24 protein-coding genes, 1 tRNA gene and 1 pseudogene are annotated in these 23,936 nt (G+C 66.0%); 15 read left to right on the top strand and 11 right to left on the bottom strand.

Annotated elements, in window-relative coordinates; genetic code table 11:
- Window positions 1-82 precede the first annotated feature (82 nt).
- From FPT20_RS11215 to FPT20_RS11205, 3 genes are all read right to left on the bottom strand, one after another.
- Window positions 83-1,723, bottom strand: coding sequence for a DNA repair helicase XPB (locus tag FPT20_RS11215; RefSeq protein WP_158865290.1), 1,641 nt, complete (start codon window positions 1,721-1,723; stop codon window positions 83-85).
- Window positions 1,724-1,882: 159 nt separating this feature from the next.
- Entirely contained in the window at window positions 1,883-3,793 is a 1,911-nt protein-coding gene (locus FPT20_RS11210) for a helicase-associated domain-containing protein (protein ID WP_158865288.1), read from the bottom strand.
- Window positions 3,794-3,812: 19 nt separating this feature from the next.
- Window positions 3,813-4,151 (bottom strand): hypothetical protein, encoded by a 339-nt coding sequence (locus FPT20_RS11205; protein WP_233265487.1) that lies wholly within the window; start codon window positions 4,149-4,151, stop codon window positions 3,813-3,815.
- Window positions 4,152-4,206: 55 nt separating this feature from the next.
- Here FPT20_RS11205 and FPT20_RS11200 point away from each other — a divergent pair, with 55 nt between their 5' ends.
- Window positions 4,207-4,587 (top strand): cold-shock protein, encoded by a 381-nt coding sequence (locus tag FPT20_RS11200; RefSeq protein ID WP_158865286.1) that lies wholly within the window; start codon window positions 4,207-4,209, stop codon window positions 4,585-4,587.
- A pseudogene (locus FPT20_RS18005) lies at window positions 4,580-4,897 on the top strand (DUF3027 domain-containing protein); the annotation flags it as partial. The gene FPT20_RS11200 and the pseudogene FPT20_RS18005, both read left to right, overlap by 8 nt.
- A gap of 354 nt (window positions 4,898-5,251) precedes the next feature.
- Here the strand turns inward: FPT20_RS18005 and FPT20_RS18000 are convergent.
- Both FPT20_RS18000 and serC read right to left on the bottom strand, forming a co-directional pair.
- Complete coding sequence (locus FPT20_RS18000) at window positions 5,252-5,491, bottom strand: DUF2530 domain-containing protein (RefSeq protein ID WP_233265486.1); 240 nt, start codon at window positions 5,489-5,491, stop codon at window positions 5,252-5,254.
- A 57-nt stretch (window positions 5,492-5,548) separates the two neighbouring features.
- Window positions 5,549-6,664 (bottom strand): phosphoserine transaminase, encoded by a 1,116-nt coding sequence (serC, locus tag FPT20_RS11190; RefSeq protein WP_158865281.1) that lies wholly within the window; start codon window positions 6,662-6,664, stop codon window positions 5,549-5,551.
- 132 nt (window positions 6,665-6,796) lie between these two features.
- On the opposite strand from serC, the gene FPT20_RS11185 reads away from it, so the two are divergent.
- From FPT20_RS11185 to FPT20_RS11165, 5 genes are all read left to right on the top strand, one after another.
- On the top strand, window positions 6,797-7,489 hold the full coding sequence (locus tag FPT20_RS11185) for a metal-dependent transcriptional regulator (RefSeq protein ID WP_158865279.1): 693 nt from the start codon (window positions 6,797-6,799) through the stop codon (window positions 7,487-7,489).
- Between the two features lie 225 nt (window positions 7,490-7,714).
- The gene (locus FPT20_RS11180; protein WP_158865277.1) at window positions 7,715-8,557 is read left to right on the top strand and encodes a C40 family peptidase; all 843 of its coding nucleotides are present in this window, start codon (window positions 7,715-7,717) and stop codon (window positions 8,555-8,557) included.
- A gap of 559 nt (window positions 8,558-9,116) precedes the next feature.
- Window positions 9,117-9,614 (top strand): HNH endonuclease, encoded by a 498-nt coding sequence (locus FPT20_RS11175; protein WP_158865275.1) that lies wholly within the window; start codon window positions 9,117-9,119, stop codon window positions 9,612-9,614.
- A 35-nt stretch (window positions 9,615-9,649) separates the two neighbouring features.
- On the top strand, window positions 9,650-10,369 hold the full coding sequence (locus FPT20_RS11170) for an NADPH-dependent F420 reductase (protein WP_158865273.1): 720 nt from the start codon (window positions 9,650-9,652) through the stop codon (window positions 10,367-10,369).
- Window positions 10,370-10,469: 100 nt separating this feature from the next.
- Window positions 10,470-10,769, top strand: coding sequence for a hypothetical protein (locus FPT20_RS11165; protein WP_158865271.1), 300 nt, complete (start codon window positions 10,470-10,472; stop codon window positions 10,767-10,769).
- Window positions 10,770-10,958: 189 nt separating this feature from the next.
- Here the strand turns inward: FPT20_RS11165 and FPT20_RS11160 are convergent, their stop codons facing one another.
- From FPT20_RS11160 to FPT20_RS11145, 4 genes are read right to left on the bottom strand one after another with little or no spacing between them, the layout of a single operon-like run.
- The gene (locus FPT20_RS11160; RefSeq protein ID WP_158865269.1) at window positions 10,959-11,735 is read right to left on the bottom strand and encodes an ABC transporter permease; all 777 of its coding nucleotides are present in this window, start codon (window positions 11,733-11,735) and stop codon (window positions 10,959-10,961) included.
- Window positions 11,732-12,583 carry an ABC transporter ATP-binding protein gene (locus FPT20_RS11155; protein ID WP_158865267.1) on the bottom strand — a complete coding sequence of 284 codons (852 nt, stop codon included), beginning with the start codon at window positions 12,581-12,583 and terminating at the stop codon, window positions 11,732-11,734. Before FPT20_RS11155 ends, FPT20_RS11160 begins: the two co-directional genes overlap by 4 nt.
- On the bottom strand, window positions 12,580-12,963 hold the full coding sequence (locus FPT20_RS11150) for a DUF1048 domain-containing protein (protein WP_158865265.1): 384 nt from the start codon (window positions 12,961-12,963) through the stop codon (window positions 12,580-12,582). The genes FPT20_RS11155 and FPT20_RS11150 overlap by 4 nt, the downstream gene beginning before the upstream one ends.
- A gap of 5 nt (window positions 12,964-12,968) precedes the next feature.
- The gene (locus FPT20_RS11145; RefSeq protein ID WP_158865263.1) at window positions 12,969-13,298 is read right to left on the bottom strand and encodes a PadR family transcriptional regulator; all 330 of its coding nucleotides are present in this window, start codon (window positions 13,296-13,298) and stop codon (window positions 12,969-12,971) included.
- Window positions 13,299-13,432: 134 nt separating this feature from the next.
- Here FPT20_RS11145 and FPT20_RS11140 point away from each other — a divergent pair.
- A tRNA-Arg gene (locus FPT20_RS11140) sits at window positions 13,433-13,504 on the top strand.
- 382 nt (window positions 13,505-13,886) lie between these two features.
- Window positions 13,887-17,864 (top strand): hypothetical protein, encoded by a 3,978-nt coding sequence (locus FPT20_RS11135; protein ID WP_158865261.1) that lies wholly within the window; start codon window positions 13,887-13,889, stop codon window positions 17,862-17,864.
- Between the two features lie 564 nt (window positions 17,865-18,428).
- On the opposite strand, the gene FPT20_RS11130 is transcribed toward FPT20_RS11135, so the two are convergent.
- Window positions 18,429-19,172, bottom strand: a complete 744-nt coding sequence (locus FPT20_RS11130) for a hypothetical protein (protein ID WP_158865259.1) — start codon at window positions 19,170-19,172, stop codon at window positions 18,429-18,431.
- Between the two features lie 355 nt (window positions 19,173-19,527).
- A complete protein-coding gene (locus tag FPT20_RS17825; RefSeq protein WP_199245750.1) occupies window positions 19,528-19,767 on the bottom strand; it encodes a hypothetical protein in 240 nt (79 codons plus the stop codon).
- A gap of 239 nt (window positions 19,768-20,006) precedes the next feature.
- On the opposite strand from FPT20_RS17825, the gene FPT20_RS11120 reads away from it, so the two are divergent.
- From FPT20_RS11120 to FPT20_RS11095, 6 genes are all read left to right on the top strand, one after another.
- A complete protein-coding gene (locus FPT20_RS11120; protein WP_158865257.1) occupies window positions 20,007-20,291 on the top strand; it encodes a transposase in 285 nt (94 codons plus the stop codon).
- Window positions 20,292-20,338: 47 nt separating this feature from the next.
- Entirely contained in the window at window positions 20,339-20,536 is a 198-nt protein-coding gene (locus FPT20_RS18230; protein ID WP_442786488.1) for an IS3 family transposase, read from the top strand.
- A 12-nt stretch (window positions 20,537-20,548) separates the two neighbouring features.
- Window positions 20,549-21,163, top strand: coding sequence for an IS3 family transposase (locus FPT20_RS11110; protein WP_325064801.1), 615 nt, complete (start codon window positions 20,549-20,551; stop codon window positions 21,161-21,163).
- A 485-nt stretch (window positions 21,164-21,648) separates the two neighbouring features.
- Window positions 21,649-21,969: a transposase gene (locus tag FPT20_RS11105; protein ID WP_158865251.1), complete on the top strand. Its 321-nt coding sequence runs from the start codon at window positions 21,649-21,651 to the stop codon at window positions 21,967-21,969.
- Window positions 21,966-22,844, top strand: coding sequence for an IS3 family transposase (locus tag FPT20_RS11100; RefSeq protein WP_158868088.1), 879 nt, complete (start codon window positions 21,966-21,968; stop codon window positions 22,842-22,844). Before FPT20_RS11105 ends, FPT20_RS11100 begins: the two co-directional genes overlap by 4 nt.
- Window positions 22,845-23,086: 242 nt before the next feature.
- Entirely contained in the window at window positions 23,087-23,917 is an 831-nt protein-coding gene (locus FPT20_RS11095) for an esterase/lipase family protein (RefSeq protein WP_158865249.1), read from the top strand.
- Window positions 23,918-23,936 lie beyond the last annotated feature (19 nt).

Raw genomic sequence — 23,936 nt, 5'->3', positions numbered from 1 at the left:
CGGAGCAGCGGAGCAGCGGCGCAGCGCAGCGAGGTGCGGATCCCCGAGGTACCGACACCTCGCGGCAGTAGAGCCGCGTCCCTTACGCCGCCAGCGCGTGCGCGTCGAGGATCGTGTACGAGTACCCCTGCTCCGCGAGGAATCGCTGCCGGTTCTGCGCGAAGTCCTGGTCGACCGTGTCGCGCGCCACGAGGGTGTAGAAGTTCGCGGAGAGGCCGGACTCCTTGGGACGCAGGAGGCGACCCAGACGCTGGGCCTCCTCCTGGCGCGACCCGTACGAGCCGGAGACCTGGATGGCGACTGTCGCCTCCGGGAGGTCCACCGAGAAGTTGGCGACCTTGCTCACGACGAGCACGGGCGTGGTGCCATCGCGGAACTCCTGGTACAGCCGCTCGCGCTCGTCCACAGGCGTGGCTCCGGTCAGCTGCGGCGCGCCCAGCGCCTCCGAGAGCTCGTCGATCTGGTCGAGGTACTGACCGATCACGAGGATGCGCTCGCCCTGATGCCGCTCCACGAGCTGGCGGACGATGTCGAGCTTCGCCGGCGCTGTCGCCGCGAGGCGGTACCGCTCGTCGTCGGGCGCGGCGGCGTAGCTGAGACGGTCGGACGCGGGCAGGTCGATGCGCACCTCGTAGCAGGACGCGGGCGAGATGAATCCCTGCGCCTCGATCGCCTTCCACGGCGCGTCGAAGCGCTTGGGCCCGATGAGGCTGAAGACGTCGCCCTCGCGGCCGTCCTCGCGGACGAGCGTCGCGGTCAGTCCGAGCCTGCGTCGCGCCTGCAGCTCGGCGGTCAGCTTGAAGACGGGGGCCGGCAGGAGGTGCACCTCGTCGTAGACCACGAGCCCCCAGTCCATGGCGTCGAGGAGGGCCAGGTGCGCGTATTCGCCCTTCCGCTTCGCGGTGAGGATCTGGTAGGTCGCGATCGTGACCGGCTTGACCTCCTTCATTTGGCCCGAGTACTCGCCGATCTCCTCGGCGGTGAGTGTCGTGCGCTTGAGGAGTTCGTCCCTCCACTGCCGGGCCGACACCGTGTTCGTGACCAGGATGAGCGTCGTGGTCTTGGCCGTCGCCATCGCGCCGGCCCCGACGAGCGTCTTGCCCGCGCCGCACGGCAGGACGACCACGCCCGAGCCTCCCTCGAAGAAGTTGCTGACCGCCTTGCGCTGGTAATCGCGCAGTGACCAGCCGTTCTCCTCCAGACCGATCTCGTGCGGGGTGCCGGGGGTGTAACCGGCTAGGTCCTCCGCGGGCCAGCCGAGCTTGACGAGCTCCTGCTTCAGTTGCCCGCGTGCCCACGCCTCCACGACGAAGGTCGCGTCGTCGCGGCGCTCGAGCAGGAGGGGCGCGATGCGTTTCGCGTTCGCGACCTCGGTCAGGACCGGCAGGTCGCTGGAGCGCAGGAGGAGCGTGCCCTCATCGTCGCGTTCGATCAGGAGGCGCCCATACCGGGCGACGGTCTCGGTCATGTCCACAGACACCGTCTGCGGGATCGGGAACTTGGAGTAGCGCTCGAGCGTTCCGAGCATGTCCTCCGCAGTGTGTCCGGCGGCACGAGCGTTCCACAGGCCGAGCCGCGTGATGCGGTACGTGTGGATGTGCTCAGGAGCGCGCTCGAGCTCGGCGAAGATCGCGAGGTCGTGGCGTGCGTCCTCCGCGTCCGGGTGGGCGACTTCGAGCAGGACGGTGCGGTCGCTCTGGACGATCAGGGGGCCATCGGACATAACCGGTCAGTCTACGCGGGCGGCCTGAGCGGTCGGTCCGTCGCGTTCTCGTCGAGGTGCTCGTAGGTGCGGGGCGTGACGGCGTGTCGGGCGCATCTGCGAGCACCTCGAGGGAGGAGGCGGAAGCATGGCGGCACGGAGGCGCCCGCAGCGCACCTCTCACTCCGGCGCGCGCACCCCGCGCACGCTCGACAGCGGCAGCGTCCGCTCGATGTCGGCCGCCCGGTCCCTCCCGCGGAACCGCCCCCCGCCGAGGCCGGTCGGCTCGAGCAGGTAGTCGACGACGGTCCCGTCGGGCATGGCGACCTCGACGATGACGGGCTGCCGCGACCGCACCGCGAGGTCGAGCTGGCGCGCGAGCCACTGATCTGCGGGGTCGTCCGCGGCAGTGCTCTCCGTCTCGCGCAGTCGGGCGACGAGCTCGGCGTCGGCGTCGGCCTGCCGGTCCGTCCGCGGGCGGGCGACCCGGTCGCGCCGCAGCGTGATCGGCACTCCGTTCTCGTCCTCGGCGAGCACCGGGTACCGCGCGTCCGACAGCGCCCAGAAGACGACATCGCGCGGGAACCGGCTCAGCAGCACCTCCGCCCCCGCCCGGGCGAGGCGCAGCGATGCGAGGGCCTGGTCGACCTCGATCGTCCGGAGCAGCGTCGCATCGGACGAGTGCACCTCCGACCGGGCGCCGGGACGAAGCTGGTAGTCGACGCCTCGGGAGGCGGTGACCCCCGCCTCCCGGACGCGCACGCGCCCGTGGCGCTCGGCGGCATCGCCCACGAGGTAGTCGATCGGCTGGGGCACCCCGGTCAGCGAGATCTCGGTGAGGAAGGCGCGGATGGTGTCCTCCGTCTCGCCCGCGGTGATCGCGCGGTCGAGCGACGCCGACGACAGCCGGAAGGTGGAGGCGAGAGCCCGGCTCTCGAGGTCGGCCATGCCGCGCAACCGCGACTCGACGGCGGGGGCGAGCGGCCCCGGCGACACGATGGTGAGGTCGTTCTGCAGGTAGACGCGGTCGACCTCGGCCGGGAACAGACCGGCCAGCGCCTCGGCGGCGGCCGGAGCCCCGTCCTCGACGAGGGCCGCCCCGGCGCTGCTCGGCGCCTGCCCGGCCGCGCCCTGCGACACGGTGATGCCCAGCCACTCGGCGAGCCGGGTGTGGTCGGCGAACCGGCGCTGCGCCTCCTCGACGGCGCCCGGGTAGAGCCAGGCGAGGTGCTCCTGCAGGCTCGACCCCCAGAGCGCGCGGCTGCGGGAGGCGAGCAGCTCGCGCACGTCGTCGGGGAGCGCCTCCAGCCAGGCGGCCGCCAGCTCGCGCCAGCGGTCGGACGTGGGGGAGCCCTGCCAGGAGGTGGCGCGCTCGCCCGGCAGCCATACGCCGTCGTCCAGGCCGGCGAGCCCGGCGCGCTCGGCGGCCGACAGCGCGAGCGGAACGAGTTCGGGCTCGACCGAGAGGGCCTCGGCGAGGCGGCGGGAGGCGGGAAGCGCGAGTCCTCCCTTCTGCAGCTCGCGCGCACCCTCGCGGGTGAGCTCGGCGATCAGCTCGGACACGGACGAGACGGCGTCGAACGCCCGCTCGGCCGAGAGCCGGTCGGAGGCGGTGCGCTCGGCGTCCGGGACGGGCACCAGCAGCGCCGGGGGCGCCTCCGCGAGGAGCTCGTCGGGCGAGGGGAGGCTCAGCTCGGGCCAGCGCTGGAGCTCGGCGGCGACACCGTCATAAACGGTGAAGCCTCCCGCGCCCTCGGGGTGGGCCAGCAGCAGATGCGAGACGTTGTCGAGCGCGCGACCCACCGCCTCCTCTGTCACAGCCGTCGTCGCGGGCTGCTCAGCCAGTTGCGTCGCGACCTCGGCAGCGGTGAGCGGCCTCGACGCTCGTGAGAGGACGACGAGCACGGCGAGCCGCGGCCGGTCGAGGGCGACCAGCGCTCGCTGCACCGAATCGGTGTCGAGGAGGGCGTCGGCGAGGTCGAAGAGGTCGGCGATGCCCGCGCGCCGGTAGGTGCGGTCGTGGAGGGACGCGACGAGTTCTGCGTCGGGGAGTGCTCGCAGTCTGGTCGCCAGGGCGAGCGTGGTCGTCATCGAGCCGGGTCCCGTGGCCTCAGCGCCGCGGCTTGCCGCCGGCCGGGCCGGATGCCCTGCCGGTCGGACCGTTCGAGGGCTTGCCGGCCGCGGCCTCCTTGGCGGCGCGGCTGCGCTGACGGCCCGTCACGATGAGCAGCACGATGATCAGGATGAACGCAACCGGGAGGGCGATCAGCGGGAACAGGAACACCGACGGCCAGATGCCCTGGCCGGAGCCCTGCGCCGCGAAACCTCCCGCCGCGGTGCCGATGAGGATGGCGGCGATGCAGATCAGCGACACGATCACGAGCGCGGCGACGATGTACGACAGGATGCGCTGGGGACGAGTCGCCTGCGGCGGGGTCTGCTGGGTCACGAAATCAAGGATAATTGAGGTTGGTCATTCGATCCCCATGAGAGGTGAGGTTCCCATGCCAACCGGCAAGGTCAAGTTCTACGACGAGGAGAAGGGCTTCGGCTTCATCAGCGCCGACGACGGTCAGGAGGTCTTCCTGCACGCCTCGGCGCTTCCGGCCGGTGCCGTCGTCAAGTCGGGGACCCGCCTGGAGTTCGGCATCGCCGACGGCAAGCGCGGGGCCCAGGCCCTTTCGGTGCGCGTCCTCGAGGCTCCGCCGAGCCTCGTCAAGCTGAAGCGCAAACCCGCCGACGACATGGCGATCATCGTGGAGGACCTCGTCAAGCTGCTCGACGGCATCGGCGCCAACCTGCGCCGCGGCAAGTACCCCGACAAGGCCCACGGAGCGAAGATCGCGGCCGTGCTGCGCCGCGTTGCGGACGACCTGGATGCCTGACGCCGGCCTGGAGGAGCTGATCGCCTCGGTCGCGCTCGCGCGCGAGGCCCTCGCCGAGATCACCCCGGAGGCGACGATCGGCGAGCCCGCCGGCCACGTCGTCGAGGCCGACGGCGTCGTCTCGCTGCTGTTCGAGAGCCGACTCCCCGGCTACCCGGGCTGGCGCTGGACGGTGACCATCGGCCGCGCCGACGACGACGCCGAGCCGACCGTGCTCGAGGCCGAGCTGATGCCCGGCGACACCGCCCTGCTCGCGCCCGACTGGGTGCCGTGGTCGGAGCGGCTCGCCGAGTACCAGGCCGCGCAGGAGGCGCTCGCCGCGGAGGCGGCCGCCTCCGGTGAGGGCGAGGCGGCCGAGGAGGATGCCGAATCCGAGGAGGACGTCGAGGACGACGACGACTCCGACGAGGAGGGCGTCGACGAGCTCGACGAGGACGAGGACGAGGACGAGCTCGACGAGGACGACCTCGACGAGGACGACGACCTCGACGACGACGACGAAGACGACGACGACGACATCCACGACCTCCACGGCGACGACGACCTCGACGGGGTCGACATCGACAGCGTGGACCTCGAGGGCGTCGACGCCGCCTACGACGAGGAGACCGACGTCGACCCGGAGCTCGACCTCGCCTCGGAGGAGGCGGCCGCCCTCGACCCGTCAGCCGCGGAGACGCTTGATGGCGAGGTAGGCGAGTCCGAGGAGGCCGAGGACGATGCCGACGAGGAGAGTCCGGAGCCAGGTGCCGCCTCCCGCGTGGAGGAGGGGCGCGCCGACGACGAGCGTGACGACGAGGGCGACCGCCCAGAGCAGTAACCCGACGAGCACGGCCTTCCGGTCGTCGGTCTTCACCGGCACCGGGTCGGGCCGGCGCTCGCCGTCACGCAGCCACAGGCGCATGCCGCCTCCTGTCCGTCCGTCGCTTCCTGCCGGTCGCCGGTCGCTGCTCGCCCGGCGTCAGCCCAGCCGCTCGACGACATACTCGATGCAGTCGATGAGTGCGCGGACGTCGTCCGGCTCGATCGCGGTGAAAGTCGCGACGCGGAGCTGGTTGCGGCCGAGCTTGCGGTACGGCTCGGTGTCGACGACGCCGTTGGCCCGGAGCGTCTTCGCGATCGCGGAGGCGTCGATGCCGTCGGCGAAGTCGATCGTGACGACGACCTGCGAGCGGTGCGCCGGGTCGGCGACGAACGGGGTCGCGTAGTCGACGCCCTCGGCCCAGGTGTACAGCGCGTCGGACGACTCCTTGGTGCGGTCGCTCGCCCACGACAGGCCGCCGTTGCCGTTGATCCACTGCACCTGGTTCTCGAGGAGGAGCAGGGTCGCGATCGCGGGCGTGTTCAGCGTCTGGTCGAGGCGCGAGTTGTCGATCGCGTTCTTCAGGCTGAGGAACTCGGGGATGTACCGGTCGCTTGCGGCGATGCGCTCGACGCGCTCGATCGCCGCGGGGGAGAACAGCGCGAGCCACAGGCCGCCGTCGGAGGCGAAGTTCTTCTGGGGTGCGAAGTAGTAGACGTCGGCCTCGGAGGCGTCGAAGTCCGCGCCTCCCGCCGCGCTCGTCGCGTCGATGACGGTCAGCGCGCCGTCGTCGCCCGTGACCCGGCGCACCGGCGCCATGACGCCCGTCGAGGTCTCGTTGTGCGGCCACGCGTACACGTCGACTCCGGCGACGGCCTCGGCCTCACTGCGCGAGCCGGCCTGCGCCTCCCGGACATCGGGCGCCTGCAACCAGGGCGTCTTGGCTGCCTTGGCGAACTTGCCGCCGAACTCGCCGAAGACGAGGTTCTGGCTGCGGTTCTCGATGAGGCCGAACGCGGCGGCGTCCCAGAAGGCGGTCGAGCCTCCGTTGCCGAGCACCACCTCGTAGCCGTCGGGGATCCGGAACAGCTCGCCGACCCCCTCCCGGACCCGGCGCACGAGGCTCTTCACCGGCGCCTGGCGGTGGGACGTGCCGAGCAGCGCCGCGCCGGCGCCGGCCAGGTACTCGACCTGCTCCGGCCGCACCTTGGAGGGGCCGCAGCCGAAGCGTCCGTCGGCGGGCAGCAGGTCAGAGGGAATCGCGACATCCGGCATAAGGGAAGTGTATTGGCTGTTGCATCCGTGTGACGGCTGCCGGAGCGCCGTCGCCCCGAGCGCTGCGCACGCCCGTCAGCCGCAGCAAGTAGGCTCTAATCCGGAAATTCGCGCGCGTCTGTGGAGGGGCTCATGACCGATCTCATCGATACGACGGAGATGTACCTTCGCACCATCCTCGAGCTGGAGGAGGACAACGTCGTCCCGCTGCGCGCACGCATCTCGGAGCGCCTCGGGCACTCCGGTCCCACCGTCTCCCAGACCGTCGGCCGCATGGAGCGCGACGGCCTCGTCGTCGTCACGGGGGACCGCCACCTCGAGCTCACGGAGGACGGCCGCCGCAAGGCCGTCCACGTCATGCGCAAGCACCGCCTGGCCGAGCGCCTCCTGAGCGACGTCATCGAGCTCGAATGGGAGTTCATCCACGAGGAGGCGTGCCGCTGGGAGCACGTCATGAGCGAGCAGGTGGAGCGGAAGATCATCGCGATGCTCGGCCACCCGACGGAATCGCCGTACGGGAACCCCATCCCCGGCCTCGGCGAGCTCGACGCGCAGTCGCTGGCCGCGGCTACCGAGAACCTCCGCAGCCTGGTGGAGGCGGTGCGCGGTTCCGATTCGGAGGTGACTGCCAGGATCCGCCGCCTGGGGGAGCCCGCCCAGGTCGATCCCGAGCTCCTGCTGCAGCTCAAGCAGGCGGGTGTGATTCCCGGTTCCACCGGGACTTTCACTGCCGAGGGGTCGTACGTGGCCGTGCAGATCGACGGGTACGAGAACGGGCTCGAACTGCCCAACGAGCTGGCCGCGCACATCTTCGTCGACGCGTGATTCCCGTTACCAATTCGTTAAAAAGTCTCGAATAACGTGTGACAAATGGCATTGGTTCCCGTAATCTCTTACGAGTCCGAACGGGCCAGAAGCCGGCCCGACAGGACCTGAACCGGGACGCTCCACACCCCCCGCTTGAATCCCGTCTCCCGGTTCGAGACACCGAAGCCGAACGCATCGGGACGGGGGCAGTTCCCTAGGCTGCCGGAGCGTTGGAGGTTGCAGTTGGCACACTCGAGCCTGCCCGATCCTGCCCGGGATCGCACCGACCCGACGAAGACCCGCATCACCACGCGCGCGCAGGCGCAGGCCGTCGCGACGGGCTCGACCTCGGCGCAGAAGCCGAAGCCCAAACGCAAGGGCGGTTGGATCCTCAACGCGGGCGTCATCACGATCGCCACCGGGATCATCGCGACGATGTCCCTCCCGGCCTTCGCCTTCAACCCGAACGGCGCCGACTCGGCCGCCTTCGGCCCCAGCGCCGCAGACAGCATGAAGAAGGCGCAGTCTCAGACCGTCGAGGTGGGCGGTGTCGCCTCCGCGACCGTCAGCCGTGACGCGGCTTCGGCCACCACCGAGGAGCAGCTCGCTTCGCAGAAGGCGGCGGCCGCCGCTGCTGCCGCCGCGGAGCTCGCCCGCCAGCAGGCCGCGGTCCAGCTCGCGAACTACGCGAAGAGCTACACCGGCCCGACGAGCCAGCAGTTCGTCTCGAACCCCGTCTACACGAGCTACAGCCTCGCGTCGGTCTTCTCGGTCGCCAAGCAGTACATCGGCACGCCGTATGTGTACGGAGGCTCGACTCCCGCCGGCTTCGACTGCTCGGGCTACGTCATGTACGTGTTCGCCCAGTTCGGCATCTCGCTCCCGCACTCGGTGTCGGGTGAGGCCGCCGCCGGCACCCGGATCTCGATCGACCAGGCGCAGCCGGGCGACCTCATCGTCATGCCGGGCCACATCGGCTTCTATGCCGGCAACAACAACATCATGGATGCGCCCGACTCGGGTCGCACGATCTCGATCCGTCCGATCTGGACCAGCGACTACTACGTCGTCCGCATCAACGGCTGAACCCGAACAGCGGGTTAACACTTCGCATCACCACGCAGGAGCGGCGTGCCACGAATAGGTGGCGCGCCGTTTCTGGGTTACGCTGATGCCCTGACACTGTGGTAACGCAGTCCTCCGCAGTGCACGCGTGATGATCAGGTTCTGATCGGAGGGTTCCGATGGCCGGTACGCCGCCAGCCGCCGGGTCGCTCAAGGCGACCGGGTGGGCCGAGTGCGGCCTCCCGAGCCCGATCACTCCGCCCGGCATCGCGCTGGCCCTGCCGATGGCCCGGCACCACGACTTCCTCGCCTGCCGCCATCACGTCGAGGCCTGCCACCGCCACCATGTGGTGTGCCGCCACCATGCCGCCTCCCTCCTGGGCGCTGTCCGCACGGACAGTGCCCTTTTTGTTTGCCCGGGCGGTATGGAGTCCGTCTTCTCTGCCTGCCGGCCGCCTTCGACTCGGGCGGTCCCTCCACGTCGGCTCAGTGTTCGCCCGCCAAGCGTCCGCTCGCGCCGCGCCTCCATCACACCAACCCCTCCGACATCGCGTCGCCTCACCAGCCTGGAAGGTCGCAGATGAAGACACTGGTCCTCAACGCCGGTTACGAACCGCTCGCGGTCGTCTCGTTCAAACGAGCCCTGGTGCTCGTCATGAATCAGAAGGCGACCGTGCTCGCGAGCGATCGAGATCACCCCGTCTGGAGCATCTCGAGCAGCTACGAACGACCGAGTGTCATCCTGTTGACGCGCTATGTGCGCCTCCCGCGGGGTCGGTCCGTCCCGGTGAGCCGGCGCGGGGTGCTTCGCCGCGATGCGCACCGCTGCGCCTACTGCGGCAAATCGGCGACGACCATCGACCACGTGCTGCCGCGGTCGCGCGGCGGGAGGGACAGCTGGGAGAACCTCGTCGCCTGCTGCCTGCGCTGCAACAACATCAAGGGTGACAAGACGCCGGCGGAGATGGGCTGGACGCTCGCCTTCTCGCCGCGGCCGCCGCACGACAACTCGTGGATCGTGCGCGGCGCGGAGGGGGAGCACACGGAGTGGGAGGACTTCCTGGCGCCGGCGGCGTAGGGCTGCGGCGGTTTGCTTGATGAGGAGTTGTGGTCATGCGAGTTGCTGTCTTCGGGTACGGCAAGGTCGGCAAGGCTCTGGTGCGTTCGTTCGCGGGAGCGGGCGAGGAGGTGGTGGTCGTCGACAGCGACCATCATCCGGGCGCGGCTCGCGAAGCGCTTGACGCCGAGGCTGAGACAGCGCCCGAGCTCGCGGCGATCCGGGTCGCGCCTGCTGAGGATGCCCTCGCGGACGCTGATGTCGTCGTGATCGCTGTCCCGTTCGGGGCGATTCCCGCAGTCGCGCGGGCGCTGGTGGCGGCGCACTTCAGCGGTGCGGTGATCGACGCGACCAACCCGGTCGGGCCGGGGCTGACTCACGGTCTGGGGATGAACGAGTCGGCCTCGACGGTGCTTGCGGCTGCTGCGCCGGAGGTCCGGGTGGTGAAGTCGCTGAACATTTATGGGTGGGAGAACCTGGCGCCGGGGGTTGCTGCGGGGGCGGCGCCGTCTGCTGCGACCGCGGGAGCGTCTGCCCCAGCGGCGCATGTGGCTGAAGGGGAGGAGCGGCAGCGGCCATTGATGCCGTATGCGGGCGATGACGTCGCCGCGAAAGAGACGGTGCGGGAGCTCCTGGACCGTGCTGGGTGGGAGCCGCTGGATGTCGGGCCGCTCGCGGCGGCGGTCGACCTCGAGCACCTCGCGCTCCTATGGGTGCGCATGGTCCGGGCAGGAGGGGCGGACCCGCACTTGAGGTGGGCTCTGTTCCAGGGGTGAGTTGTCGCGCGGCGTAGTTGCATGCGGCGTCGTTGCACGCGGAGGCCAAGGTACCTCCACTGCCCTAGCGCGCGCACGCCTCGTGTGATGTAGTCATCACATGCGGACTTCGAAATTCAGGGCGCGCGTCGTCCTGTGGTGGGGGATCGGGTTGCTGCTGGTGGGAGTGCTGGTCGAGCTGTTCTTGCCGCCGCTCAGCTTCGGAATCATGGCCGTGGGTTCCACGGGCACCCAGGTCGATCAGGGGCTCCTGGCGCTGCTGGACTCCGCGCTACGTGTGGCGGCGTCCCTCCTCACGCCCGTGGGCACGGCGCTTCTGGGCGCAGGCGTCGTGATGGCGTACCTCGAGCGACGTGACACGGTCGTCCCCGAGCCGACCGAGGCGAGCCTCCCGGAGTAGACGGAGGGGCGCAGTCTTGGGGGACTCGCTGGTGGGGATGCGGGTGCGAGGGCGGAGGCGCGAGGGCGGAGGCGCGGAGCGTGGAGGCGCGGAGGCGCGAAGCGCGCCCCGACGCGCGGCGACGACCGCCGGGCCGGTCGGCCGGGCGGTCGTCGTCGCGTTTCGGGGGAGCGGGCGGCACGGGGAGGGTCAGCCCGCCGTGATCTTGCGGCGATACGTGGCCATCGCGATCGCGTACGCGACCACGAGGATCCCCACGCACCAGGCGAGAGCGATCCAGATGTCGCCGCTGACCGGCTGCTGCTCGAACAGGGCGCGGATCGTGTCGACGATCGGAGTGACGGGCTGGTGCTCCGCGAACCACTGAACGGCGCCCGGCATCGTGTCGGTCGGCACGAACGCCGAGCTGACGAACGGCAGGAAGATGAGCGGGTAGGCGAAGGCGCCTGCGCCGTCCACCGTCTTCGCCGAGAGGCCGGCGATCACCGCGAGCCACGTCAGCGCCAGAGTGAACAGGATGAGGATCCCGGTCACTCCGAGCCACGCCAGCACGCTCGCGCCGGTGCGGAACCCGATGAGCAGCGCGACCAGCACGACCAGCACCACCGAGACCAGGTTCGAGAGGAGGCTCGTGAGCACGTGGGCCCACAGCGCGCTCGACCGGGCGATCGGCATCGACTGGAAGCGTTCGAAAATGCCCCCCTGGAGGTCCATGAACAGCCGGTATCCCGTGTACGAGATGCCGGAGGCGATGGTGATGAGGAGGATGCCCGGCAGCAGGTAGTTCACGTACGGGCCGGTGTGGGCGCCGGTGTTGATGGCGCCTCCGAAGACGAACACGAACAGCAGCATGAGGGCGATCGGGGTGAGCGACACGGTGATGATCGTGTCGAGACTCCGCGTGATGTGGCGCATGGACCGCCCGGTGAGGACGGCGGTGTCGGCGACGAAGTTCGCGGTGCTCATCGTCGTGCCTCCTTGTTCTTTCCGCGCTTGCGCGCCTTCTCGTCGGTGGGGGTGGGGGAGGCGTCGCTCGCGTCGTCGGGGGTGGGTTCGCCGACGATGGCGAGGAAGACGTCCTCGAGGGTGGGCTGCTTCTCGACGTATTCGACCTCGGTCGGCGGGAGGAGCGCCTTCAGCTCGGCGAGCGTTCCGTTGGCGATGATGCGTCCGCCGTGGAGGATCGCGATCCGGTCGGCGAGCTGCTCCGCCTCGTCGAGGTACTGCGTGGTGAGCAGCACCGTGGTCCCGCGGCCGGCGAGCTCGCGCACCGCGGCCCACACCTCCAATCGGGCCTGCGGGTCGAGGCCGGTGGTCGGCTCGTCGAGGAAGATGACGGGAGGCTCGCCGATGAGGCTCATGGCGATGTCGAGCCTCCGCCGCATGCCGCCCGAGTAGGTCGCCACCTTGCGGCCACCCGCCTCTGTGAGGGCGAAACGCGCCAGGAGGCGGTCGGCGATCTCGCCGGGGTGCTTCAGGTGGCGGAGGCGCGCGACGAGCGTGAGGTTCTCCCTCCCGGTCAGCACTTCGTCGACCGCGGCGAACTGGCCGGTGAGGCTGATGGAGTCGCGGACGTCGGCCGCCTCACGGGAGACGTCGTGCCCGTTGACGCTCGCCTCGCCCGAGTCGGCGCCGAGGAGGGTCGAGAGGATCTTGACCGCGGTCGTCTTGCCGGCGCCGTTTGATCCGAGCAGGGCGAAGATGCTGCCCCGCGCGACGTCGAAGTCGACCCCGCGCAGGACGCTCACCTTCTTGTACGACTTGTAGAGGTCGCGGACCCGGATGGCCGGGGCCGGGAGGGTCGCGGTGCTCATGAGTCCGCCTCCTGTTCTTTCTGCGCCTTCTCGGCGGCGTCGACGGCCTCGGTGAGGCGCGCGCGCTCCTTGTCGATCCACCGCTTGCCCGTGTAGGCCTCGGCGAACGTGTCGGCGAAGTCGACCGGGTCGGCGCCGACGATCTCGCGCACCGGGGTGCCGTCGGCAGCGGCGCGCTCCCAGAGCTCGACGAAGTCGCCCATCATGGTGACGATCGTGTCGCCGTCGACGAGTCCGCCGTTGTACATGAAGTAGCGGTAGATCGCTTTGGCGACGTCCGCGTAGGGGGCGGGGAGCGCCTCCATGCGTGCCCTGTATTGCCGGTACTGCTTCTTCTGCTCGAGCGATCCGGTGACCAGCTCGATCCACTTGGATGCCATTGTTGTCAGATCCCTTCGTTGCGGAGCTGGTTCAGCCGTTCGGAGAGGAAGCCCCAGGTCTCCCAGAACTCGTCGAGGTAGGTGCGACCCGCCGCGTTGAGCGAGTACACCTTGCGCGGCGGCCCCTTCTCGGAGGGGACCTTCTCGACATCGACGTACCCGCGCTGCTCGATGCGCACGAGGAGCGCGTAGACGGTGCCCTCGGCGATGTCGCTGAAGCCGCGGTCGCGCAGCCACGCGGTGATCTCGTACCCGTAGGCCGGGCGGACGGACAGGATGGCGAGGACGATGCCCTCGAGAGTTCCCTTGAGCATCTCGGTGGTCAGCTTGCCCATCGGAACCTCCCTTGGCTACTCAGTGTTGCTGATTACCGGTACATAGTAAGCATGAGTACCGGTACTTGGCAATAGTGAGTACCGAGATTCTTTGTCGGGTTGCCGATGGGAGGTTCGGTAGACTCGGGAGGCCAGCCTCTGTAGCTCAATGGAAGAGCAGTTCCGTCCTAAGGAAACGGTTGGGGGTTCGAGTCCCTCCAGGGGCACCTTTTGAATGCAGCAAAAGTCCCGGTCAGAGGACGAATTTTGGTCGCTGAATAACGCTCGCTATTTTATGACTTGCCCCGGAATTGCCGACGCCGGCGCTTTGTAGTGCCAACTGCCATCGCAGGCCGGTGTGGTCAGCGTCGAAGCGCTTCTGGCCATTAGCCAGGACGATCTCTGGTGAAGTTGGCGCACTCGGGCTCGGACGTACGTTCCAATATCCAGTCGCCTGGTAAGCCCAAACGCGCACTCGGGCGGTGTATCGGTCTAACGCAGCAAGGGCTCTCCATAGATTGCTGTGACCGCAGCCTGCCTCTCAATGGGGGTCCCTGTTTCCGCGTGACTTCTTTCGCGACGCGGACGCGTGCGCCATGATCATTAGCGATGGATTACAACCTTGATTCACTTGGACCGCGCAACTTCGAGAACCTCACTCAGGCCCTGGTTGCGAAAATCATTGGGCCAAGAGTCACGGTCTTCGGAGATGGTCCAGACGGGGGACGAGAAGCGACGTGGCGGGGAGACTCGGTCACGTTCGGTCGTCTGCCGAGCTGGAACGGATATGGAGTACTGCAGGCCAAGTTCAGAGAACGTAGCTCCGCGCCCGCAGAGAACCTCGCGTGGCTAAAGGCGACTGTTCAGTCAGAGCTCAAAGAGTGGGCCCGTGCCGAGTCGAAGCGCGCCGAACTGCCGGATTTCCTCTTGTTTATGACGAACGTACGGCTTTCGTCAGTTCCGGGGAGTGGGAAAGACGAGGCGGTTCGGGCGCTGGAAGAAATCGCGTCAGACCTGAAGCTTCAGTTTCGCGAGATAGGTCTCGCGGACTACTACGACATCCGCGCCATGCTTGACGGCGCCGCTGATATCCGAAAGAGGTACGCGGCGTTCATAACCAGCGGAGACGTCATAGCAACACTGCTGGACCAGCTGGAGCAATCGGATAAGACTCTGGGCGAGGCTCTAACGGCGTATACGGCACGTTCTCTCCTCGACGACGGCATCCTAAATCTCACCCAATCTGGCACTGCCGGCGATGCTCGCGTCACCATCGGCGATGTATTCGTCGATCTACCCGCAAATCTGCCTCGGGGTCGAAGGTTCTTCGAGGAACAAGCTGCGCGCGAAGAGCATCAACGTCCCGGGCTCGAAGACGCCGATGAAGGGGAGGCGGAGGAGACCAATTCGTTGCTCGACAACTTCGAATCGAATGATGCCTCGGCTTCCTCTAAGTCGAGTGGCATAGCGGCACATCTAATCAGCTCTTTTAATCGGCTTGCAGACGCGAATCCCGAGTCCGGGCACCGAAAGAACGGTTTCGTCCTGATCGGCGGGCCGGGCCAGGGCAAGAGTACGGTCACTCAGTGGCTTGCAGAGATTTACCGCGCGGAGTTTCTTGACGGATCTCCCGTCGCCGAAACTCCCGACGTCAAAGAGGCCTCTCGGAAACTCCGGGACCGTCAAGAGAAGCTTTCGCTGCCTGTCATTGGCGCCCGTCGTTGGCCATTTCGAATAGTTCTTACGGAACTCGCTGATTACCTTGCCAAGAACCCCTCGCATTCGCTTTTGCACTATATCGCGCAAAATGTGGCCGAACGTTCGTCGGCACCTGTAGACGCGAGCGGCATGCGCCGCTGGCTGGCAAGTTACCCCTGGCTCCTCCTCATTGACGGACTCGACGAAGTACCGGTCTCGAGCAACCGCGACCAGGTCATGATCGCGATCGGCGACTTCTTCATAGACGTAGCAGCGATCGGTGCCGACGTTGAAGCGGTGGCCACTACGCGACCGCAAGGGTACAGCCAGGAGTTCTCCCCGAACCAGTACGAGCACATCGATTTAGCCTCGCTCAACGTGCGTCAAGCGCTCAAGTACGCGGAAGGTCTAGTGCGCATCCGCCAAGGGGACGGTACGCCCTCTGCCAAGAAGGTCATGGATCGCCTCCGACGGGCCAGTATTGAGGAGCACACGTCGAAGCTGTTCGAATCCCCGCTCCAGGTCACCATCCTTGAGGTGCTCTTGGAAAAACTGGGCAAAGCGCCGAGCGATCGCAGCCGCTTGTACTCGGCGTATTATTCCGTCATTTCAGCGCGCGAACAGGAGAAGAGTGGCAAGCTCAGCGACCTATTACAGCGTTACGAAAGTGACGTGGACTGGCTGCATCGCAGGGTCGGAATCGAGCTCCAGTCGCGCGGTGCGGAGATTGGTGAAACGACCTCGTCGTTATCCATCGACGAATTTCATGAACTGATTCGAAGGCGTTTCAAAAACCAAGGCCATTCGAAGTCTGAAGTGGCGACCCTAGTTAGGGACTTCTCTGCTCTCGTCACTGACCGCTTGGTATTCCTTGCTCGCTTGCAGGTCGATCGAATCGGTTTTGAGCTTCGCAGCTTGCAGGAATTCATGGCTTCCGAGTACATCATTAGCTTGAAGGAATCCAAGATCATCCGAGCGATTGAGGAACGCGCCGTTACGCCGTACTGGCGGAACGTCGTGCTATTTGCGATAGGCAGCATCTTCGCCCACCGCGAACCTCTGCGGGCAGAAGCCGTGCTGCTTTGCGAACGTCTGAATGATGCATCCAAGACATCAGCAGTATTGAGACCTGGCTCCGACCTTGCTATCGACGTACTGCGCGATGGAAGTTGCCTTTCTATGCCCAGGTATGCCCGGAGTTTGGCCAAGAACGCGATCGGCTTGTTGAGGGTTCCGTCGGGGAGCCACTTCCGTCGCCTGCGGTTCCTGTTGTCGACCGACTTAGCAGAGCTCCTCTGGGAGCACCTCGAGTCCACGCAAGAGGTGTCCCATGCTCATACGATCAACAAGGCCGGCCTCTTGTCCCTTATTCGGACGAGCGACGGCGATCGTGCAGATGTTGCGCTGCACAAGTTGTGGAAGCTCGCCAACGATGAGCTCAAACGGCAGCTAGTCGAATGGGCGTGGGACACGTTCGACATCGACCTCGCTCACGTGATCGGCTCGGATTTCATGGTCGCATCCCCGGAGACTTTCGGGAAGGCCGGTCGATACGACTTGCGCGACGTAATCCACGACGGTGGTGAAGCGGTCCCGGACTGGATCAGACATTTGGGGTCTCTCGCCAGTCCAAATGATGGGGACCAAACGGGCTTTGACCTGCTTAACACGGGGGACACGGTGATGGTGGCGTTTGCGCGCCAGCTAGGAGCCAGAGTCGACGCCTGGCATTGGATTGCTGGATTGAGTCCCGAGGACGTTGCCTGGCAATCGGTCGTCGGTGTTGCCCAATTCGCGAGCGCGCCCTCACCGGAGACGCTTGCCCGCGCGCTTGATCTGTGTAGCAGAACCGCATCGGATCCTCAGCTGCCGGGGATCCCTTGGCCGCTTGAAGTCTGTCTTCGTCACGCAGAGTCGAAAGCGGGCGCGAACACGACCAACAGGGAGCGCATCCTTAGCGAGCTAGCGAAGGCAGCAGAGCGCGGTGATCTTGGCGACCTGGATTCGTGGAAGGCGGCTGAGGAGCGCTGGGGACCCTCGCTGCCCGTGACTCCGGCTCTAATGTGTGAACCAGTAGAGGTGGGGGGTCTGCCCCTGTGGCCAGGGTTGACAAGCGTCGGCTTCCTTGCCACCGCGTTTGTCTATGGAGCAAAGACTCTGGACGGAGATGCGGCTGCCAAGAACGCCCTTTCCCTTCTTCGTACACTCTCGTCACGAGCGAAAGACCACTTCGTCTATTCCGACTTGGCGGTCTTTCTAGGGAGCATGTTTGCTCCCGAGCGGGCGCCGTCTCTTGAATTCGTTTCGGACGGAGTGCGTGAAGAGGTTTACGGACTAGTACGAAGCGCGCTGGAGCCTGCGGGACGACGTTCACGCTGGATTGCTTGGCTGAATCTCGTAAAGCCAGCCGAGAACCGTCCGGACAGCGACCTGCTTCGAATGCTTGACGCACCCGACGCCGCGCTGGGGCGTTTGGACGAACCTCATGTGAGCAACCTCTTCGCACGGTCAGACGATCCAGACGTTGGACCTGAGGCGCTCAGACTGGCGCTTCACGCGAAACCGTCGCTGCTAGCAGAGCCAGCGCAGCGACTTGCAGAAGACTACGCGGACAGCCGTCCCGACCTGGGCTTCGACGTGGTCCTAGCCGCTTGGAACGTGACGAAAGGTTCCTCCGAGTCGTTGTGGTCTGGGGCGCTCGACGAGAGTTTTCTTGCGATAGCGACGGCACCGAGTGACGGTTTTAGTCTTCAGTGGTTCCTTGAGTTCTTGAGCGCCTATCCCTCGAATAACACGCCTGAGGTGGCCGCCAGGGGCGCCATCGTGGCTGCTCAGCTCGCGCCCTCGGCCGCTGAGCGGCTTTGGGAGTGGGCATCGAGGGCGGGTTGAGGTGGAGACAAACGCCCCGTGAGTAGGTGCGCCTGAGCGACCGGGCAGTTGCCTCCCGCGAACTCAGAGGATCGAGCGCTTGAAGCGCAGGAACGCGCACAACAGTCGATAGGGGCTCGAGTTCGAGCGCAAAGATCTGCGGGGAGCCGGGTTTGACGAGGACATCGTCAAGCAGATCAACGCCACGGCTAACCGGCGGGTCGGGACAGTGCTTGCTGAGTGGACTCTTTACCAAAGAGCTGAACGGAACAACATCAGGTCAGCCTCATCGACGCATGTTTGAGTTCCGGCTCGCGCAGACAGATCGCCGCAGGCCTGGTTTACCAGCGAAACACCGGGACGACTACCACGGCCAGACTATGCGCCTCGGCGGAGGACGAGAGATTGGACGTAACGCTCGCGCGCCGCGATATTGCGGCGAGCCACAGGAGAAGTGGAGGAATACCTGCGAGTCAGGCGCTCAGCGTTTCGCTGGACTTGAGCCTCTACACGAGCCTGTGTTGCCTCTTCGCTGAATCTGTTCTTCATTATGACCTCCTTCGCTCCGGTAATCACAACGTAACTCTAACCAGCGACATTTTCGTGATGCGCCTCCTGTCTTTTCATAGCAGTGGGCCCTTTAAGCATCGCGATTACCAACGCCATAGTTCTCGCCATAGCGAGCACTGCAGCCCGCTGAGGACCACCGATCGCGCCGACGCTCTTGTTGTTCACACTCAGCAGTCCTAACTGGACTGACTTCGCCTTAACCGGAACGGTGTAGAAGGTCTTGTATTTCTTTCTGCTCCAGTCCACCCCATAAACCTCGTCGGGGGCGTTTGAAATCTCTGGTTCTTCATCCGCACGATCCATCAGATTCCAGATCGTGTGCTCGGGATCCTCTCGTTCAACGAAGGGGCGGTCCGGTTTGTCATAGCGACCGTGCTCAGTGCCGTGGACGGCGCTGCCCAATATCCTTTTGCCGGCCGTCTCTCGCCGCATCGTGTAGTAAGTCGCACGGCTTCCGTCGCCGACAGCGCTCGCTGCTTGGCGGGCGACAGTGCGCCGCAGCGCGAGTGCCGCCTGCTTGCGTGCGTCTCCGGAAAGGAAAGCCAGCTCGATAGCTTCACTTAGGACCACATTCAGATCGTCGATTGCCTTCTCGGCAGATTTCTCACTCAGGCGAAACTTAAGACTCGCAATCAACTGGTCGTACTTATCTGCAAGCTTGTCCGCGACAATTGCGGCAGCGGCAGCGACGCCGGCCGTTATGCGGATCCATGACCATCCGGGGTTCGCCCAAATGAGCGGGCCGAGCACTGCGACCACTGCTCCCACAAAGGTAACCGTTAGGAGAATATTCAGACGTTTCAGACGGGACAACAATGGGCCCGCTGAACGCCAAAACGCACCAAGCTCACTCTCGTCTGTAGGCTCTGTGGGCGGCACAGTCAGAATGTTGCCAGACAATGAGCGATTAGTAGTCGAGGCTGCCCGTACAGTGGACGGTGCTAGCCACCGTCTCATGGCGAGGATTGACTGCTCACCTCTCGACACACGTGCCAGCGCGCTCGCATTTCGCCGGAACTCGTTTGTTGCCTGGGCTATACGTGTGCGCAGACGTTCCATCAGCTCAGGCGGCGCAGCCGCGACCGGCTGAACCCTTGTTTTTGGTTATGACGTCTTACTGGCCTGCGCGGTCATGGGCAGCGCTAGTTCGGTTTTCGAGAGCAATAGCCACCGCCTCAAATTCCGCCACGGCTGCCGTCAGGTCTTCCACGATCTCGCGAGCGATGATGTTGGGCGCGGGCAAGCTATCGATGCTTTCGAGTGATTCATCCCGCAGCCAGGTGACATCGAGGTTCACCTTTTCTCGAGCAACCAACTCGTCGAAGGTGTACGACTTCCATCTCTCAGACTCCACCCGCTCCTCGCGAGGTGTACCCGGCTGGTACGCCTCAACGAAGTCGTCCAGGTCGGTCCGGCGCAGCGGGCGCTTCTTTAGTGTGAAGTGCTAATTGGTGCGCAGGTCGTAGACCCAGAGTCGCCGTGTCCAAGGTGTTTCGGACGCGGGCTTCTTGTCGAAGAACAGAACGTGGAGCCTGACCCGGTTTCCCGGACACCTGATCTGGGGCGATGATCGTCCCGGGAAGGAGTCTGCTGATGCCTGCTGCGAAGTCGCCGGAGTTTCGGCGTAGGGCGTTGGATTTGGTCGCGCAGGGTGAGCCGGTGGCGCGGGTTGCCCGCAGTCTCGGGATCAGCGAGTCCGGGTTGCGCGGGTGGATGGCGCAGGACGACATCGACGCCGGCCGGGCGGAAGGGCTGACCAGTGCGGAGAAGCGCGAGCTGGTGGAGTTGCGGCGCCGGAACCGGGTGTTGGAGATGGAGAACGAGATCCTGAAGCGGGCGAGCGCGTATTTCGCCCGGGAGAACGAGCTCCCAAAATAGGGTTCCGGCTGGCCCAGGAGCTCGCCGCGGACGGTGTTCCCGTCGCGGTGGCCTGCCGGAAGCTGTTGGTGTCCCGGTCCGGTTATTACGAGTGGGCGCGGCGTGCTCCTTCCGCTCGGCAGGTCGCCGATCAGGCGTTGTCCGGGATGATCACCCGGATCCATTACGAGTCCCGGGGAACCTATGGGGCGCCGCGGGTGCATGCCGAGCTGCGGCTGGGTTTCGGGGTGAGGGTCGGCCGCTAACGGGTCGCCCGGCTGATGCGGGCCGCAGGCATGACCGGCGTGTTCCATCACCGCAAACGCGGCCGTGTCCGCCCGTTGCCTGCCCCGCACGACGATCTCGTCCGGCACCGGTTCACGGCGGACGGGCCGGACCGGCTCTGGTTCACCGACATCACCGAGCACCCCACGCGGGCCGGGAAGGTCTACTGCGCGGCCGTGATCGACTGCTTCAGCCGTCGCGTGGTCGGCTGGTCGATCGCCGACCACATCCGCACCGAACTGGTCGTCGATGCGTTGCGGATGGCGACCTGGCAGCGCCGCCCGAAACCGGGAACGATCCTGCATTCGGACCGCGGCAGTCAATACACCTCCTGGGCGTTCGGGCATCGGCTGCGCCAGGCCGGGCTGCTCGGCTCGATGGGGCGGGTCGCTTCGAGCGTCGATAACGGGCTGATGGAATCGTTCTGGTCGACCATGCAACGCGAGCTCCTGGACCGCCGCACCTGGGACAGCCCGGCCGAGCTCGGCTCCGCGATCTTCGAATGGATCGAGGGGTTCTACAACCCCCGCCGCCGGCACACCGCCCTCGGCTATCTCAGCCCGGCCGAGTTCGAAGCCCTTCACACCGCCGCGCACATCGCGGCATGATCAACACAACAACCGTGTCCGGGCAACCGGGTCAGGCTCCACTTGACAAACATAGAAGCGTCGAAAGCCCGGCACGGAGCACCGGGAGGGAGCTACGATCGGGCGGCGGAAAGGCCCTCAAACCACACAAGAGCAGCGCCGCGTGCGGCGTCTTCGACCAGAGGCCTGAGTCGAAACGGATGCGGCCGCTGGGTTGCGCAGTGGAGCCGATGACGGCCATGTGGCGTGAGTCTGCAGCCCGCAGCAGCAGACGCTTCCGACCTCGTGCAGGTGGCCCTGCCCGCGCGACATTTGAACTCGGAGCAGTGCGCAGTCCACTGAGAGGTTTACATGGAACCCCTGCTGAACCGGGACGGTGCAGGCCGTTCCACTTAAGTGCCTACGTGCATTCGCTCTTTCGATTCCTTGTTTGCCGGTCTCCATGGTGTTCCCCCGGTTCTTCGGTCACTTAGCATCGGCCTTATTGGTCCGGGAGGGTGGTCTTTATGGCTCGACGGTTTCCTCGGGAGTTCCGGGTTCGTGCGATTGAGTTAGTTCGGATCAGCGACCGACCGTTGTCGCAGGTCGCCCGTGAGCTCGGCGTCTCGAACAGTGCGCTCTCGAGATGGGTGGCCGAGGATGACTTCGCTAAAGCGCAGGCGGAGAAAGCTGCCGGAGTGGTTCCGGTCCTCGATGCGGATGAGCAGGCGGAGCTGGTCCGGTTGCGTCGTGAGGTGCGCCGGTTGGAGACGGAGAACGAGATCCTGAAGCGCGCGGCGGCGTATTTCGCGAAGGAGAACGTGCTCCCAAAACATCTTTCCGACTGATCGAGCAGCTGACGACCGAGGACCCGCACCGGTTCAAAGTCGCGACGGTCAGCCGGTTATTGGGGGTCTCCCGCTCCGGCTACTACACCTGGGCCCAGCACCGCATCTCGGCCCGGAAGGCGCGGGATGAGGAGATCGCCGCGGTGATCGCCCGGCTCCGATCCGAGAAAGGGGCGTTCTTCCACACCTACGGGTCGCCGCGGATGCACGCCGAGCTGCGGATGGGGCACGGGTTTCGGATTGGGCGGAAACGGGTGGAGCGGATCATGCGGGAGCGCGGCTGGGCCGGCGCCGTCAAACGCAAGTTCCGGTTCCGCGCCAACCCGGCCACCAGTGAAGACCGGGTGAACCGGAACTTCCATGTCCCCGGCCCGAACCGGCTCTGGCTGGGCGATATCACCGAGCACCACACCGCCGAGGGGAAGGTCTACTGCGCCGTCGTCCTCGACGCTTACAGCCGACTCGCGATCGGGTGGTCGATCGGATCCCGGATGACCGCGGACCTGGTGGTGGATGCACTGCAGATGGCCCGCTGGCGGCGGTTCGGGGTTCGCGGGGCGATCATGCACTCCGACCACGGTTCCCAATACACCTCCTGGGCCTTCACCTCCCGCGTCCACGAAGCCGGCCTGGTCGCCTCCATGGGATCGGTCGGCGACTGCTACGACAACGCGATGATGGAATCCTTCTGGTCCGGCATGCAGATCGAACTGCTCGACACCCAGCCCTGGCAGTCCAGGCGACAACTGGGGACGGCGATGTTCTCCTGGATCGAAGCCTGGTACAACCCCCGCCGCCGGCACTCCTCGCTGGGCTACCACTCCCCGGCCGACTACGAGAAAATCATCCCGACGACAGTCACCCTGGCTGCCTGAAACGACACATCAAACTGTCCGAAGAACCGGGGGAAGATCATCTGCGCTAGCACTCTCCATTACGCAAGCAGTCCTTCTGCCCGGGGGAGGACTCGTGCGAATTGAAGGACACTTTTCTGCTGTCAACGTTACGCTCGGGCCCGATTGGCGCACATCGACATCACAGCCCATCGCATTTGAGCCGCTGACCGCAGTGTCGCGGTGTCTCTCCATGACTCGGGACCTTCTATACTGCGACAAGAATGTCTACCCACAGCCTCGTGTTTGCGCCGACACCCTTTGCGCAAGCGGCCCTCGTCGCTCACGTCGCACCCCGGCGGCTGGTGGTATTCGTGCACGGATTCGGCGGTGATGCGCTCAAGACGTGGAAGGGATTCACCGAGCTCGAAGCGTCGGACGACTTCTGGAGTTGTGCCGATCTGATCTTTTTTGGCTACAAGTCGTTCCGGGAAAGCGCGAAAGCTGTCGCTGACAGATTCCGACGGCTCCTTCCGGAGCACTTTCCGATTCCACACTTGAGCCTGGCGCACAGCGGTGGTGGTGACCTTCGGGACGATGGTAACGCCCAGTACGAGGAGCTCTTCATCGTTGCTCATTCCCTCGGGGGTCTAGTGGTCCGTCGCGCGCTACTCGACGACTTCACGGAATGGAAGGCCCTCCTGGGACTGATCCCGCCACGTCCACCAACCCTTGAGGCCAACGTGCGCTTGTTCAGCCCTGCAACCGCCGGCTTTCGCCCAGTACATTTGCTCGGCGCGCTCTTCGAATCAAGTGCTACGGCAGCCTTGCGTACGGTCCTCGGCTACACCGCAAACTTCGCCGACATGCAGCCCGGATCAGAGCTTCTTACCTCTACCCGCCGACGAACCGAAGCGATAGCCATGACATACCCAGAGGCGGAAGCCGTGCGCGCCAGAATCCTTTGGGCGAATCCAGAAGACGTCGTGATCAACGAGTCATACGACACGGATCTCTATAGCCAGTCGGTCGACGGGCGATCGCACACCAACGTATGTAGACCGAAAGCGGACTACGACGTGCCCTGGCGATTCGTCGCGACGGGAGTGCTGTGATGCCAGCTCCGTCAGCGTT

The organism is Leifsonia sp. AG29, from assembly GCF_009765225.1.
Lineage (GTDB): Bacteria > Actinomycetota > Actinomycetes > Actinomycetales > Microbacteriaceae > Leifsonia.
This window is presented reverse-complemented; position numbering and strand designations above follow the sequence as displayed.

Excerpts from the sequence above, each read along its gene's own strand:
- FPT20_RS11170 (WP_158865273.1), top strand. The coding sequence starts at position 9,650 with ATGCGAGTTGCTGTCTTCGGGTACGGCAAGGTCGGCAAGGCTCTGGTG.
- serC (WP_158865281.1), bottom strand. The coding sequence starts at position 6,664 with ATGCCGGATGTCGCGATTCCCTCTGACCTGCTGCCCGCCGACGGACGC.
- FPT20_RS11095 (WP_158865249.1), top strand. The coding sequence starts at position 23,087 with ATGTCTACCCACAGCCTCGTGTTTGCGCCGACACCCTTTGCGCAAGCG.
- FPT20_RS11105 (WP_158865251.1), top strand. The coding sequence starts at position 21,649 with ATGGCTCGACGGTTTCCTCGGGAGTTCCGGGTTCGTGCGATTGAGTTA.
- FPT20_RS11135 (WP_158865261.1), top strand. The coding sequence starts at position 13,887 with ATGGATTACAACCTTGATTCACTTGGACCGCGCAACTTCGAGAACCTC.
- FPT20_RS11200 (WP_158865286.1), top strand. The coding sequence starts at position 4,207 with ATGCCAACCGGCAAGGTCAAGTTCTACGACGAGGAGAAGGGCTTCGGC.
- FPT20_RS11185 (WP_158865279.1), top strand. The coding sequence starts at position 6,797 with ATGACCGATCTCATCGATACGACGGAGATGTACCTTCGCACCATCCTC.
- FPT20_RS11165 (WP_158865271.1), top strand. The coding sequence starts at position 10,470 with ATGCGGACTTCGAAATTCAGGGCGCGCGTCGTCCTGTGGTGGGGGATC.
- FPT20_RS11145 (WP_158865263.1), bottom strand. The coding sequence starts at position 13,298 with ATGGGCAAGCTGACCACCGAGATGCTCAAGGGAACTCTCGAGGGCATC.
- FPT20_RS11120 (WP_158865257.1), top strand. The coding sequence starts at position 20,007 with ATGCCTGCTGCGAAGTCGCCGGAGTTTCGGCGTAGGGCGTTGGATTTG.
- FPT20_RS11160 (WP_158865269.1), bottom strand. The coding sequence starts at position 11,735 with ATGAGCACCGCGAACTTCGTCGCCGACACCGCCGTCCTCACCGGGCGG.
- FPT20_RS11210 (WP_158865288.1), bottom strand. The coding sequence starts at position 3,793 with ATGACGACCACGCTCGCCCTGGCGACCAGACTGCGAGCACTCCCCGAC.
- FPT20_RS11155 (WP_158865267.1), bottom strand. The coding sequence starts at position 12,583 with ATGAGCACCGCGACCCTCCCGGCCCCGGCCATCCGGGTCCGCGACCTC.
- FPT20_RS11215 (WP_158865290.1), bottom strand. The coding sequence starts at position 1,723 with ATGTCCGATGGCCCCCTGATCGTCCAGAGCGACCGCACCGTCCTGCTC.
- FPT20_RS11150 (WP_158865265.1), bottom strand. The coding sequence starts at position 12,963 with ATGGCATCCAAGTGGATCGAGCTGGTCACCGGATCGCTCGAGCAGAAG.
- FPT20_RS18000 (WP_233265486.1), bottom strand. The coding sequence starts at position 5,491 with ATGCGCCTGTGGCTGCGTGACGGCGAGCGCCGGCCCGACCCGGTGCCG.
- FPT20_RS11175 (WP_158865275.1), top strand. The coding sequence starts at position 9,117 with ATGAAGACACTGGTCCTCAACGCCGGTTACGAACCGCTCGCGGTCGTC.